At 58.9% G+C, this 13,248-nt stretch carries 10 protein-coding genes and 1 pseudogene; 4 read left to right on the plus strand and 7 right to left on the minus strand.

The genetic code is table 11. The features are described 5' to 3' along the window. Positions 1 to 254: 254 nt before the first annotated feature. The 6 genes and pseudogenes from B9N88_RS33355 to B9N88_RS20440 form a co-directional block, all read right to left on the minus strand. Positions 255 to 1,076 carry a methyl-accepting chemotaxis protein gene (locus B9N88_RS33355; RefSeq protein WP_371263377.1) on the minus strand — a complete coding sequence of 274 codons (822 nt, stop codon included), beginning with the start codon at positions 1,074 to 1,076 and terminating at the stop codon, positions 255 to 257. Between the two features lie 36 nt (positions 1,077 to 1,112). After that, positions 1,113 to 1,925: pseudogene (locus B9N88_RS33360) on the minus strand (cache domain-containing protein); the annotation flags it as partial. 59 nt (positions 1,926 to 1,984) lie between these two features. Further along, entirely contained in the window at positions 1,985 to 3,229 is a 1,245-nt protein-coding gene (locus B9N88_RS20425; protein WP_371263378.1) for an OprD family porin, read from the minus strand. A 100-nt stretch (positions 3,230 to 3,329) separates the two neighbouring features. After that, positions 3,330 to 4,634 carry a CitMHS family transporter gene (locus B9N88_RS20430; RefSeq protein ID WP_027605832.1) on the minus strand — a complete coding sequence of 435 codons (1,305 nt, stop codon included), beginning with the start codon at positions 4,632 to 4,634 and terminating at the stop codon, positions 3,330 to 3,332. Between the two features lie 135 nt (positions 4,635 to 4,769). Continuing rightward, on the minus strand, positions 4,770 to 6,083 hold the full coding sequence (locus tag B9N88_RS20435) for a dicarboxylate/amino acid:cation symporter (RefSeq protein ID WP_027605833.1): 1,314 nt from the start codon (positions 6,081 to 6,083) through the stop codon (positions 4,770 to 4,772). Positions 6,084 to 6,127: 44 nt separating this feature from the next. Beyond that, a complete protein-coding gene (locus B9N88_RS20440) occupies positions 6,128 to 7,210 on the minus strand; it encodes a 4-oxalomesaconate tautomerase (RefSeq protein ID WP_027605834.1) in 1,083 nt (360 codons plus the stop codon). 165 nt (positions 7,211 to 7,375) lie between these two features. On the opposite strand from B9N88_RS20440, the gene B9N88_RS20445 reads away from it, so the two are divergent. Further along, on the plus strand, positions 7,376 to 8,266 hold the full coding sequence (locus tag B9N88_RS20445) for a LysR family transcriptional regulator (RefSeq protein ID WP_027605835.1): 891 nt from the start codon (positions 7,376 to 7,378) through the stop codon (positions 8,264 to 8,266). A 21-nt stretch (positions 8,267 to 8,287) separates the two neighbouring features. Here B9N88_RS20445 and B9N88_RS20450 read toward each other — a convergent pair whose 3' ends face one another. Continuing rightward, complete coding sequence (locus B9N88_RS20450; protein ID WP_027605836.1) at positions 8,288 to 9,193, minus strand: LysR family transcriptional regulator; 906 nt, start codon at positions 9,191 to 9,193, stop codon at positions 8,288 to 8,290. A 97-nt stretch (positions 9,194 to 9,290) separates the two neighbouring features. Here B9N88_RS20450 and B9N88_RS20455 point away from each other — a divergent pair, with 97 nt between their 5' ends. The 3 genes from B9N88_RS20455 (at position 9,291) to B9N88_RS20465 (ending at position 13,114) form a co-directional block, all read left to right on the plus strand. Next, the gene (locus B9N88_RS20455) at positions 9,291 to 10,079 is read left to right on the plus strand and encodes an SDR family NAD(P)-dependent oxidoreductase (RefSeq protein ID WP_027605837.1); all 789 of its coding nucleotides are present in this window, start codon (positions 9,291 to 9,293) and stop codon (positions 10,077 to 10,079) included. Positions 10,080 to 10,289: 210 nt separating this feature from the next. Next, on the plus strand, positions 10,290 to 11,690 hold the full coding sequence (locus tag B9N88_RS20460) for an aspartate aminotransferase family protein (RefSeq protein ID WP_027605838.1): 1,401 nt from the start codon (positions 10,290 to 10,292) through the stop codon (positions 11,688 to 11,690). A gap of 56 nt (positions 11,691 to 11,746) precedes the next feature. Beyond that, positions 11,747 to 13,114 (plus strand): glutamine synthetase family protein, encoded by a 1,368-nt coding sequence (locus B9N88_RS20465; RefSeq protein WP_027605839.1) that lies wholly within the window; start codon positions 11,747 to 11,749, stop codon positions 13,112 to 13,114. Positions 13,115 to 13,248 lie beyond the last annotated feature (134 nt).

The following is a 13,248-nucleotide window of genomic DNA, read 5'->3' on the forward strand; positions in this document are numbered from 1 at the left end:
TCAAGCGTCCTTGAGGATACGGCTCCATAAACTGCGACTGAGCAGCAGAGACTTGGGCTGGCATCCCGGTATCAGTGATCGGCAATAAACGCGGAGCATACCTATGGGCTGGGAAAATTACTTGTGAATGTGCATACGTTAAACGCGCGATAGGGGGTTGGGCAGTTGCGATCATCTCGCTCCGCCTACCGGGCCGATTCAAGCGGCAGAAACGCCTCGGCAAAAATGACAGTCCCGGTTGAACGCCGTCCTGGTTAAATCTTGAATTGCCTCAACAGGCCTTCCAGGCGATGACCGATGGCGTACAGCTCATCGACCGTATGTACGCCGCTTTGGGTCTGGTCTGCGACGTTTTCAATCGCGCGGGCTATCTGGTGGACGCTGCGATTGATGGCTTCGGCAACCGACGTCTGCTCTTGCGCGGCGCTGGCGATGTGCGCGTTCATGGTGTTGATGGTAACGATCAACTCGACCGCCTTGCCCAGCGATTGCCCGGCTTGTTCCGCGTGCAGGCTGGCGCCATGGCCTGCTGCACCGGAGTGGCTCATTGCAGTGACGACCTTGGTGGTGGCCTGGTCAAGGCGCTCGATCATCGCTTGAATTTCCTGGGTGCTGAGTTGCGTCCGGCTTGCCAGCGCGCGTACTTCGTCGGCAACCACGGCAAATCCACGACCTGCATCCCCGGCCCGGGCGGCTTCGATCGCGGCATTGAGTGCGAGAAGGTTGGTTTGCTCGGCGATCGAGCGGATCACATCCAGCACCGTGACAATGCCTGCTACATCGCCTTGCAGGCTTTTCAGCGAGGCGCCTCCCGCGGACAGGTCCTCGGTCAGGCTGCCCAACCGGGTGATGCTTTCATTGACGACCTGCCTGGCGTGCTGGGCCTGCACATCGGTTTCGCCTGCTGCCTCTGAAGCGCTCTGGGCACTGTTGGCGACCTCTTGCGCCGCAGATGACATCTGATTGATTGCTGCAGCGACTTGATCGGTTTCCTGGCGTTGCCGTTCCATGACCTGATCGATGCATTTGCTCTGTTCGGCCACCTGGGTCACGGACGTATTCAATTCTCTGGCCATGCCGACGATCTGGCCGACCAGCCCATGAATCTTATCGGCGAAGGCATTGAACGACACGGCCACCTGGCCGAACTCGTCGCGGCTGATGGGTAAGCGCCGCGTCAGATCGCCTTCGCCCGCGGCGATCTCATCGAGATGCTCGCGAATCCGCGACAGGGGACGCAGGCTGCTTTTAACCATTAACCCTGCGAGCACGCCGGTGATCCCGAGCGCAATCAAGGCAATGACGGTTATCCCGTAGACCAGGCTGCGCACACGCTGATGGATTTCCCCTCGTACTTGGGCAACCTGGCTTTCGATTCGGTCGAGATTGATCGCGGTGACCACGACCATGTCCCAGGCCGGCAGGTAAAAGCTGTAAGCCAGCTTGGGAACGACTTTATCCGTATTGATCAGGGCCCCCGAATAGTTGACGAAGTGGGTGTCGTTCTTCGCGGCGGCAACCATTTCCCGGTTCAGGTAAAGCCCGTTCCTGTCTTTGCGCTCACTCATGTTGGTGCCGACGCCTTCGCTGCTGTCACCACGAAACAGGCGCACGACCTGACTGTCGTAGCCGATAAAATAGCCGTCGTCCCCATACTTCATCCGGGACAGCCGCGCGATCGCCAGCGCACGCGTTGCGGTGTCCCCCGTCTCGGCCTGCGCATACAGCTCCGCTACCGAGGTTCGGGCAAGGTTGGCGTAGTCTTTCAAGCGTTCCCGGCTTTCATCCAGCAGGCGTTCCCGGGTCGCCGTGACTTCCTGCTCGGCGCTCGACAGCAAGGTGGTGCTCGTTGTCAGCGCCAGCACCGTGGACAACAGCACCACTGGGGCCAGCACCAGCATCAGTACTTTGTTTTTAAACAGCATGCGTGGGGTTCCTCACCTGAATCTGCAGGAAAGCGGCCGCAAGGGCCGCGATCGTCGACTTACCAAAGGGCGATGTCATAGGTGAGGTAGAGGCGATTGCTGTCGCGGCCGCGGGAGAACTCAGAACGGTAGACATAGTTGCGCATGCGCACGCCCAGCCCCTTGAACGTGCCGGCTTGCACAACGTAAGCCAGCTCGGTATCACGCTCCCATTCCTTGACTGTGGTGGTGGACTTGCCGTCATTGCCGCTCAGGTAGCGCGTTGAGAAGGTCAGGCCGGGCACGCCGACGGCGGCGAAGTTGTAGCCATAGTTGAGCATCCAGGTCTTCTCGTCCTCCTCAATGAATTTGCCGATGCCGGCATTACTGAACGAGTAGACGGTCGCGCCGCTGATGTAGGGTAATCCGGCATCACCGCGAAGGGCCTGGTAGCCGCCACCGAGGGTATGGCCTGCAATCACGTAGGACAACTGGCCGCTGAACATGTCATTGTCGATTTTGCCTGCATAGGCCGAGCCGCTATCAACGCTGTTGAAGTAGCGCAGGTCGCTGGTCAGCACGCCACCGGCCAGCGGCAGGTCGTGCTGGACACCGGCGAAGTTCTGTCGGTAGAAGTGCTCGAGTTCCCCGTAGAAATAACTCAAGCGCAGGTTTTTGCCCCATTTGTACTCAGCCCCGGCGTAGTTGAAATCTCCGGACTTTTCCCCGCTGTAGCCATCAGGCACGATCGGCACGCTGTTGGTGGAGTCGCGCAGTTTGAAACGGTCCAGATGCCCGCCGGTCACGGTCAGGTTCTCGATGTCGCTGCTGCTGACCTGGGTGCCCTGGTAGGTCTGGGGCAACAAGCGCGCATCGTTGTAAATCAGCACCGGCGTCTTGGGCAGCAAGGTGCCGTACTTGACCGTGGTTTTGGCGAACCTGGCTTTTGCCGTAGCGCCGGCGCTGGCAAACTCGCCGGCCGCCCGCCCGTCATCATGCACCGGCATGAGCCCGGTGCCGCTGCGCCCGCGCCCTGAATCGAGCTTTACCCCATAGAGCCCCAGGGCGTCCACGCCGAAGCCGAGGGTGCCCGCGGTAAATCCGGACTGATAGTCCAGCAGAAATCCCTGGGCCCACTCGGTGCGTTCGCTCTTTGCCGTTCTGGCGGCCCGCGCACTCAAGCCGTGCTCGTCGCGAAAGTTCTCGTTGAAATACACATTGCGCAGTTGCAGCTTGAGCTTGCTGTCATCAATAAAACCTTCGGCGTTGGCCGCCGCGACGGGTACCAGGCCTAACGCGCAAAACAAAGCTCGACGGGTATACATAGGGTTCATGGCAAATGACTCGTTGTTGTTATTTGGGGTACAGGTCGGCACGCGCCTCGTGAGTGAGGCGCGCTGGAAGGCAGCAGGGGTTATGGGCGGATCAGGTGAACAGGCTGATGGCCCCGGTCAACAAGGCCAGGGCGGTGACGACCAGGGAGGTCAGCACGGCCCATTTGACGGTGGCCTTCTGGAAGTCGCCGATATCGCGATCGACCATGCCCACCAGCAGCAGGGTCGAGGCCACCAGCGGACTCATGAGGTGAACGGGCTGGCCCAGGATCGAGGCGCGGGCGATTTCGACCGGGTCGATGCCATACGCGGCGGCGGCATTGGCCAGGATCGGCACCACGCCAAAATAGTAGGCGTCATTGGACAGTACAAAGGTCAGCGGCATGCTGGTGATCGCAACCACCAACGGAAACAGGTGGCCCCAGGATGGCGGGATCCAGTCGACAAGGGTCTGTGCCAGGGCATCCACCATCTTTGTACCGGAAAAGATCCCGGCAAAGATCCCGGCGGCAAATACCAGCAACACCACGGTCATGGCATTGCCCGAGTGCGCCAGGATGCGTTCTTTCTGAATGTCCAATTGCGGGTAGTTGATCATCAGCGCGAGCACGAAGCCGATCAGGAACAGGATCGCAGAATGCATCAGTCCCATCACCAGCGCCGCCATCACCGCGATCACCAGCACCAGATTGACATAGGCCAGCTTCGGACGTTTGTGGGGCGTGTCCTCGAGAATCGCATCGATGTAGCAATCGCCGCCGCCGCTTTGCAGCTGCACGTTGCCGATACGCTTGCGCTCTGCGCGACCCAGTATAAAGGCCGTGAAGATCACCCACAGGGCACCGCCGATCATGGTCGGCAGCAACGGCACGAAGTACTCGCCGGCATCCAGGCCCAACGCGGCAATAGCCCGTGTCGCAGGGCCGCCCCAGGGCGTCATGCCACTCATGATGCTCAGCGACAGCATGGAGATGGTTGCCAGGATCATCGGGTTCATGCCGATGCGTTTATACAGCGGCAGCATTGCGGCGCAGGTGATCATGTAAGTCGTTGTGCCGTCGCCGTCGAGCGCTACCAGCAACGACAGCAGGGCCGTACCTACGGCGATCTTCATCGGGTCGCCATTGACCCTCTTCAGGATTTTGCGGATCAGCGGGTCGAACAGGCCTGCGTCGATCATCAGGCCGAAGAACAGGATCGCAAACAGCAGCAACGCGGCAGACGGGGCGACCATTTTCAGGCCGTCGAGCATCATCTTGCCAGTGGTGCCTCCAAAGCCGCCGATCACCGCGAAGACGATGGGAACCACGGTGAGCGCGACGATGGGCGACAAGCGCTTCGTCATGATGAGATAGGTGAATACGACCACCATGGCCAAGCCAAGGAAAGCGAGCATAGGACGATTCTCTTGTTGTTATCGTAAAAATGGCTGACGCCGAGGCGCACGAGCCCTGACCCGCCGGGCGGCACAACGCGCCTGGCGGGGAGGGGGGTTCAGTCAAGTCAGGGGGGAAGCGTTATCCGGTTGTCTCTAGACGCGTTTGGCGTCCTTCAGGTCGTCCCAGGCTTTTCCCGGTGCGGCAGAAGATTTTGCGTCGAGCATCCGGTTCAGCGTGTCGCGGTGGCAGGCATTTTCAGACATCGAAATCACCACCGTCGCTACGGCGTTACTGGCCAGGCTGGTCAGGGCGCGAGCTTCAGACATGAAGCGGTCAACGCCGATCAGCAATGCCAGGCCGGCCAATGGGATGTCGTGAATGACCGTCAGGGTCGAGGCCAGTGCCACGAACCCGCTGCCGGTAACCCCGGCGGCGCCTTTGGAGGACAGCAGCATGATCGCCAGCATGGTGATGATCTGCGTCAGGCTCAGATCAATGTTGCAGGCCTGGGCAATGAAAATCGCCGCCAACGACAGGTAGATGGCCGTGCCGTCCAGGTTGAACGAGTAGCCGGTGGGCAGTACCAGGCCGACGACGCCTTTTTTGCAACCCAGTGCCTCGAGTTTCTCCAGCATGCGCGGCATCACCGGTTCCGTGGAGGAGGTGCCGAGTACCACCAGGAACTCTTCCCGAAAGTAGCGCAGCAGCTTCCACAGGCTGAAGCCGTTGGCGCGGCAAATGCTGCCCAGTACCACGAAGACGAAAAAGCCGCAGGCGATGTACAAGGTCATGATCAACTTCGCCAGCGAACCCAGCGAGGTGATGCCGTACTGGCCGACAGTGAACGCCAAGGCCCCGAAAGCGCCGACCGGTGCAAAACGCATCAGGTAGGAAAAGATCTTGAAGACCATTTGCGAGGCGGATTCGAGCACGTCGAGTACCGGTTTGCCACGTTCGCCCAGCGACGACAAGGCAAAGCCGGACAACACCGCGATAAACAGCACCGGCAACACTTCACCTTTACTGAAGGCGCCGACAAACGTCTCGGGAATGATGTGCATGAAAAACTCCACCACCCCAAGCTTTGCGGCCGACTCCGTGTACTGGGCCAATCCTTTGGTGCTCAGCTGGCTGGGATCGATGTTCATGCCGACGCCCGGCTGGAACACGTACACCGCGACCAGGCCAATCACCAGGCTGATCACCGTGAGGACGAAGAACAACAGCATGGTTTTGCCCAGCAGGCGCCCGAGGGAGCGCTTGTCGCTCATCCCGGCGATGCCGGTGACGATGGTGCAGAACACCACGGGCGCAATCATCATCTTGATCAGTTTGATGAACGCGTCACCCAGGGGTTTGAGTGCAATGGCCTGCTGGGCCCAGAAATGCCCGACCACGATGCCGAGCGCCACGGCGCAGAGGATCTGGAAGTAGAGCGATTTAACAACTTTCATGGCATCACCCATTTTTAGAATTGTGCGGATGCAAAAATGCCAACGACTATCGGAATTTATCCGGCAAGGCGCTGCGAGTCAGTGGCGTAGACGTAGCCGGAGAAAAGCCTGCGGGCGGTGCGTACGACTGAGGCCTGAATTGTCTCACCGTTCACGCCGGTGTAGGACAATACGACATCAATCCCGCCGCTCGGGTGTTCGATCCGCACCGCTTCAAGGCGCGGCGTACTGATCCCGCCGAGCATCTGCGCAACGATGCTGCCTTCAATCACACACGCAGTGGCCAAACCAATCGAGCCGGTAATGGCGAGCGCGCGGTGGCAGTTGTGCGGCATGAAGTAACGGACCTGGATCGTGCCGCCCGCTTTTGCGGGCGAAACCAGTACCGGCTTGGGAATCACTTTGTCGCTGACATCGCCCAGGCCCATGGCCAGGCCGGCCTGAAGCCGCAGTGTCTCGAGGCGTCGCAGGAATTCCTTATCGGCGTCCAGTTCCGCCGGGCTCTCATCGCCACGCTTGCCCAGTTGGCTGGCTTCGACAAGCACCATGGGCATCGCCATGTCGATACAGGTCACCGCAATGCCATCGATCACGTCCTGCGTGTTACCGGTGGGAAAGAGCTTGCCTGTCTTGCTGCCGGCTGCGTCGAGGAACGTCAGTTGCACCGGTGCGGCAGTACCGGGCACGCCATCAATGGCGGTATCGCCCTCGTAACTGACTTTGCCATCCGGCGTGTACACGTCGGAGTGAATAAAGGTGCCGGTGTTTAGGTTGCGAATACGCACACGGGTGCGCTCCGGGGTGCCTTTGACCAGACCCTGCTCGACGGCGAACGGGCCCACCGCACACAGCATGTTGCCGCAGTTGGGGGCGCTGTCGACCCTGCGTTGTGAAACCATCACTTGAACGAACAAGTAATCAACGTCCGCATCCGGGTGCAGCGAAGGGCTGACAATCGCAACCTTGCTGGTTTGCGGGCTGCCACCGCCGATGCCGTCGATCTCCAGTTCATGACCGGAGCCCATCAGGTTAAGCAGCAGTTCGTCGCGGGCCTCAACGGCGGCGGGCAAATCCCAGTCAAGAAAAACCGGACCTTTCGAGGTGCCGCCGCGCATCAGCACACAGGGAATTCTTTGCATGATACTGACTCTTGTTGATCAATCGGTGTAATTGATGTTCTTGGAGCAAGAGTCTCAAGCTTTAAAAAATGTTTCAAATGCAAAGATTGAAGAGATTATTGCGTTTTGCGAATGATAAATTTACGCTGAGTTTCCTTTTGACGCCTTGTGCGGGTGAGATAAGACATGGAATATGAGCTGAATGACATTCGATCCTTCGTGAAAATCGCTGAACTTGGCAGTTTTCACGAAGCAGCCGATGCCTTGCACCTGTCTCAACCGGCACTCAGTCGCCGAATTAAAAAACTGGAAGAGGGGTTGGGCACCTCGTTGCTGGATCGCACCACGCGCAAGGTCAGCCTCACGAGTGTCGGTCGTGACTTTCTTCCCAAGGCACGTCGGTTGCTGGATGACTTCGATGAGTCGATTCTCAATATCCGTGAACTGGCCGAACGCCAGATTGGCCGGGTAACCCTGGCGTGTATCCCGACTGCGGCTTTCTATTTCCTGCCGTCAGTCATTCGCCTGTATAACGAGCGCTACCCAAAAATCCGCATCCGCCTGCTGGACTTGAGTGCCAATGAGGGGCTTGAAGCGGTGCTGCGGGGAGAGGCCGACTTCGGGATCAACATGATGAGTGGGCAGCATCCGGACATTGAGTTCGTGCCCCTGGTCAGCGAGCCCTTTGTATTGGCGTGCCGGCGTGATCACGAGTTGGCTGGACGCAGTTCGGTCACCTGGTCCGAATTGAGCGATTACCGCCTGATCGGGGTAGGGCGCCTGAGCGGCAACCGCATGCTGCTCGATCACGCGTTGTCAGGCTTGAGTTGGCGGCCGCAATGGTTCTACGAGGTACAGCACCTCTCGACTTCGCTGGGCCTGGTGGAGGCCGGCCTGGGGGTTTCGGCGATGCCGAGCCTGGCCATGCCGGCTGAAGATCATCCAACCTTGGTCAGCGTCCCGTTGATCGAGCCGGTTGTGAACCGCTCCTTGGGCCTGGTTTACCGCCGGGGAGCATCGCTTTCGCCGGCGGCGGAAAAATTCGTCTCGATACTGCTTGAGCAGTGGCCTCAATGAGCCATACGGCTGGTTTTTTTCTCAAACACGCCGCGGCTCGTCCTCGACAATCTTGCGCATCAGGCTCAGGTAGCGACTCGCTGCGAGCCCCAGGGGACGGTTCTTTACCCAGATGATATCGACCCATAGCCGCATCTGACTCGGCATGTTGTCAAACACCACCTCCGTCAATGCGCCCGAACTGATCAGAGGTTGTACCAACGGCTGTGGAAGATAAGCCCAGCCCAATCCTTGCTGGACCAGATCCAGCGTTGCCAGGTAATTGTCGCTGTGCCAAATCCGCCGTGACAGCACAACACGTGGATCAGAGTCTGTAGGCCCTCCAGTAGCCACGATGATCTGCCGAACGTTGACCAGTTGCTCTTCACTCAAGGGGCTTTTCTTGCCGGCGGCCGCAGGATGATCCGGAGAGGCAACGGCTACCAGCAATTGGCTCCCCGCTTCAAGAAACGTCTCCCGCTCGTCAAGCCCTGGTCGTTCAAATCCAAGGGCCAACTGCACACGCCCTTCATGGAGCATGCGCATCGCCTCCGGATGGGACGCGGAGCGAATCTCGATTTCAAGCGTGGGAAACTCCCTGGCGATAATGGACAGCGGACGATTCCACACGCCTGTTTGCAACTCCGGCGCCATCGCAAGGACCAAGCGCTCCTCCAACCCCTGGTGAAGCTGGAGCGCATGGGCGTCCAGCAGGTTTAACTGGCTGGCGACCTGTCGAGCCTGGGGCTCAAGGGCTTTGGCGGCGGCCGTAGGAATGGCTTTGCGGGTTGATCGGTCAAAAAGCAATAAATCCAGTTCGGCTTCAAGCTGCGACACCGCCATGTTGATGGCCGAGGGGACCCGCCCCAATTTGCGTGCGGCGGCAGAAAAGGAGCCGCTGTCGACAACCGCAAGGAAAACTTTCAGTGACTCACTGGTAAACGCCATGGTGGTTGTCAGATTTTCTGATGATGATCGTCTTTGTTTATCAGGTTTATTAGCCTAATTTCCACTTCTATTCCAAATGAAGTCCGTGGGGCACACCATGTTAAACACTGATTTGAGGGGGCACGTGGCACTTGTCAGTGGTGCCGGCAGTGAAGCGGGTATTGGCATGGCGATCGCTCGCAGGCTAGGTGCGGCGGGTGCGAGATTGATCATCACCGCCAGCAGCCGCCGCGTCGAGGAACGCGTTAAAGAGCTGCTCGCAGAAGGGTTTGAAGTTGAGGGCAGGGCAGTTGACCTCACCGATGAACGTCAGGTGCGGGAATTCGGCCTCTGGACGGTGTCGGTCTGGGGGCGGGTCGATATTCTGGTGAATAATGCCGGTATGGCCATGCAAGGCAGCCCTGAGGTTTTCTCGGAGTTGGCGAGTATGGAACTGCATGAGTGGAACCTTTCACTGGCCAGAAACCTAACCACCGCTTTTCTTCTGACGCGGGCCGTCTTACCCGGTATGAGGGCGCGAAGTTACGGGCGCATTGTCAATATCAGTTCCACCACGGGCACCCGCGGGAGCAACCCGGGCGAAGCCGCTTATAGCGCTGCCAAAGCCGCGATGGTGGGCATGAACATGGGACTGGCACTTGAAGTCGCCAAGCACGGGATTACCGTCAACAGCGTGGCGCCCGGATGGATCACCACGGGCTCAACCACGCCGGTTGAAGCAGAGGCGGGGCGCTTTACCCCGATCGGGCGGGCAGGCAGTCCCCACGAAGTGGCGGCGGCGGTTGCATTTCTGGCGTCTCCAGAATCCAGTTACATCACCGGTGAAGTTATCGTGGTCGATGGCGGTAATTGCCTGGTCGAGAATAAAGCCCCTCAATCCGGTTAATGACGTTTCAATGAACATCTGCGCGATATATCAAGGCTGTATATCAGCTGGCAATGTAAATAGTTAAAGCCAACACCCACGTTATAGTTTGCGGAGCGATATTCACCCAATATTCGGGAGCTGTTGCTGCACCTGGAGAATGAGGGCGTGTGGCTTATCTATACGGCAACGAAGTTTAACTAATGTGATACTTAACAAAGGGTTCTAATCATGTCGAACAGTGGAGTTGGTGAATCAGCGATTGCTGCCTTTGCCGCAGCCGAGCGTGCCCGTTTTATAGAAAACAACCCAACGTCAATGGCGCTGGCCAAGCGTGCCAAGGCGGCGCTGTTCAACGGTGTGCCCATGCACTGGATGAGCGATTGGTCGATGCCTTCGCCGCTTTTTGTCCAGCGTGCCAAAGGTGCCCGCTTCACCGATGTCGACGGTCATGACTGCATAGACTTTTGCCTCGGCGACACCGGCACGATGTTTGGCCACTCACCTGATCCTATCGCCCGCGCCATAGCCGAGCAGGCGAACAATGGCTTGACCACGATGCTGCCCGGCGAAGACGCGGTGGTCTGCGCTGAGTTGCTGGCCCAGCGGTTTGAGCTGCCTTATTGGCAAGTTACCGCCAACGCTACCGACGCCAATCGTTATGTGCTGCGCTGGGCGCGCGCTATCACCCAGCGCAATGTTCTACTGGTGTTCGACGGCTGTTATCACGGCACCGTGGATGACGTGATGGTCCGGTACCGAGAGGGCAAGACCGTGCACCGTTCGGGCCTGGTGGGACAAGCCTACGACTTGACCCAATACAGTCGATCCATTCCCTTCAACGATGTCGCTGCACTGGAGGCTGCTTTAGCTCAGGGCGACGTGTGCGCGCTGATGTGCGAGCCGGCGATGACCAATATAGGCATGGTCCTGCCCGATCCGGGGTTCATGCAACAGTGCCGCGAGCTGACGCGAAAATACGGCAGCCTGTTGGTCATTGATGAGACCCACACTATTTCTACCGGCATCGGTGGATGCACGCGCCAATGGGGTTTGAAGCCCGACTTTTTCGTAGTGGGGAAACCCATCGCCGGTGGCGTGCCTTGCGCAGTCTTTGGCATGACCGAGCACGTTGCGTTGGCCATGCACGATGCGCAGAAGAGCATCAGCGAAGCGAGCGGCGGGCATGGCCACAGTGGCATGGGCACCACCTTGTCCGCCAACGCACTGGCGATGCGCTGCATGCGCGTCAGCCTCGAAGAGGTCATGACCGAGTCTGCGTACCAGCGCATGCTGCCCCTGGCCTCAAGACTGGCCCAGGGTTTTCGAGCGCTGTTCAAGCGGCACCAACTGAACTGGTCGGTAACCGAGTTGGGGGCTCGTTGTGAATTTCAATTCTGTGCCACACCCCCAAGAACCGGCGCGCAAGCGGAGGCGGCTTTTCATGACAGCCTTCAAATGGCGCTGCACCTCTATCTGATCAATCGCGGGATCCTGATCACGCCTTTTCACAACATGACCCTGTGCTGTCCGCAAACAAGCGAAGGGGATGTCGACAGGCTGATCGGTGAACTGGATAACGCGCTGACCACGCTGCTTGCCCTACCTGGAGCGCGGGTTATCTGTTCATAAGTTCCATTGTTCTTGAATACTGTCCAGTCGCTTGAATAAGCGCCGAGAGGTTCGATATGCAATTTGCTGATAAAAAAGAGGCCGAAGACTATCTGGCCGCCCACCCTGAAGTGCTGAGCATCGAGTTGTTCCTTATTGACGCGAATGGTGTTCCGCGAGGAAAGCTGCTGCATCGCGACGAACTGTTGGCGATCTACGCAAACGGTCGGCCGCTGCCAAGCTCCATTCTCGCCTTGACCGTGCAGGGTGAAGACGTCGAAGACACAGGCCTGGTCTGGGATGTCGCCGATGCCGATTGTTGGACATACCCCTTGGCAGGAAGCCTGACTCTGCAACCCTGGCGCACCAACCCCACCGGCCAGGTGCAGGTGAGCATGCACCCGACCCAAGGTATTCCTGCCGCACCGGCAGACCCGCGACACGTACTGGTGCATGCCATTGACCGACTCAAAGCCGATGGTTTCCATCCGGTAATGGCCGTTGAGCTGGAGTTTTACTTGCTGGACCAGCAACGCGATGCCAGCGGTCGGCCGCAGCCGGCATTGCAGGCCAACGGCGTCCGTCCCCAGGCACCGCAGGTTTATGGCCTCTACGAATTGGAGCAGCTGCAACCCTTTCTTGATGACCTCTACGCTGCGTGTGCGCTACAGGGCCTGCCGGTAAGGACGGCCATCTCCGAGTACGCTCCAGGCCAAGTCGAGTTGACCCTGGAACATCGTTTCGACGCACTCCAGGCTATTGATGAAGGCGTACGCTACAAACGCCTGGTCAAAGGTGTCGCCAACAAACATGGGCTACAAGCGTGCTTCATGGCCAAGCCGTTCAGCGACCAGGCCGGGAGTGGCATGCATTTGCACGTCAGCCTGGCCGACGAGGAGGGTAACAACCTGTATGCGAGCGAAGACCCACAGGGTACGCTCCTGTTGCGTCACTCGATTGGCGGGATGATGGCGACCTTGTTTGACTCACTGGCGATATTTTGCCCCCATGCCAATTCATATCGCCGGTTCCAGGCCGGCAGTTACGCGCCACTGGCCAAAAGTTGGGGCGTCAACAATCGTACGGTGTCGTTCCGCGTGCCCGGCGGGTCAGCAATCAGTCGGCACATCGAACACCGCATTTGCGGGGCGGACGCCAACCCGTACCTTGCCGCTGCCGCATTACTCGCGGGGATTCACTACGGCATCACCCATCAAAGCGATCCCGGCCCGGCGATCGTGGGAAATGGCTATGAGCAGGCTACCGATTTTCTACCCACCGACTGGCTGACCGCGTTGCAGGCCTTGCAGGATTCAACGTGGGCACGCGAGGCGCTGGGCGCCGAATTCCTGAAGGTGTATCTGGCGATCAAATGGCGCGAGTTCCGTCAATTCAACGCTGAAGTCGGGGAGCAGGACTGGCGCTGGTACCTCACTCACGCATGACTGATGGGCGATAACTGATGCTCACCAGCGGTTGTCAGCGTGGATTTGGGACCCGTGAGCCAAAACAAGGGTAGAGTGTTCATCACTTTCTGTTCATAGGGCCTTCGCGCAGTCGCACCGAGCGGTTCCAGCGT

The organism is Pseudomonas sp. LAMO17WK12:I1, from assembly GCF_900177315.1.
Classification (GTDB): Bacteria; Pseudomonadota; Gammaproteobacteria; order Pseudomonadales; family Pseudomonadaceae; genus Aquipseudomonas; species Aquipseudomonas marginalis.

Excerpts from the sequence above, each read along its gene's own strand:
- B9N88_RS33355 (WP_371263377.1), bottom strand. The coding sequence starts at position 1,076 with ATGGCCAGAGAATTGAATACGTCCGTGACCCAGGTGGCCGAACAGAGC.
- B9N88_RS20425 (WP_371263378.1), bottom strand. The coding sequence starts at position 3,229 with ATGTATACCCGTCGAGCTTTGTTTTGCGCGTTAGGCCTGGTACCCGTC.
- B9N88_RS20430 (WP_027605832.1), bottom strand. The coding sequence starts at position 4,634 with ATGCTCGCTTTCCTTGGCTTGGCCATGGTGGTCGTATTCACCTATCTC.
- B9N88_RS20435 (WP_027605833.1), bottom strand. The coding sequence starts at position 6,083 with ATGGGTGATGCCATGAAAGTTGTTAAATCGCTCTACTTCCAGATCCTC.
- B9N88_RS20440 (WP_027605834.1), bottom strand. The coding sequence starts at position 7,210 with ATGCAAAGAATTCCCTGTGTGCTGATGCGCGGCGGCACCTCGAAAGGT.
- B9N88_RS20445 (WP_027605835.1), top strand. The coding sequence starts at position 7,376 with ATGGAATATGAGCTGAATGACATTCGATCCTTCGTGAAAATCGCTGAA.
- B9N88_RS20450 (WP_027605836.1), bottom strand. The coding sequence starts at position 9,193 with ATGGCGTTTACCAGTGAGTCACTGAAAGTTTTCCTTGCGGTTGTCGAC.
- B9N88_RS20455 (WP_027605837.1), top strand. The coding sequence starts at position 9,291 with ATGTTAAACACTGATTTGAGGGGGCACGTGGCACTTGTCAGTGGTGCC.
- B9N88_RS20460 (WP_027605838.1), top strand. The coding sequence starts at position 10,290 with ATGTCGAACAGTGGAGTTGGTGAATCAGCGATTGCTGCCTTTGCCGCA.
- B9N88_RS20465 (WP_027605839.1), top strand. The coding sequence starts at position 11,747 with ATGCAATTTGCTGATAAAAAAGAGGCCGAAGACTATCTGGCCGCCCAC.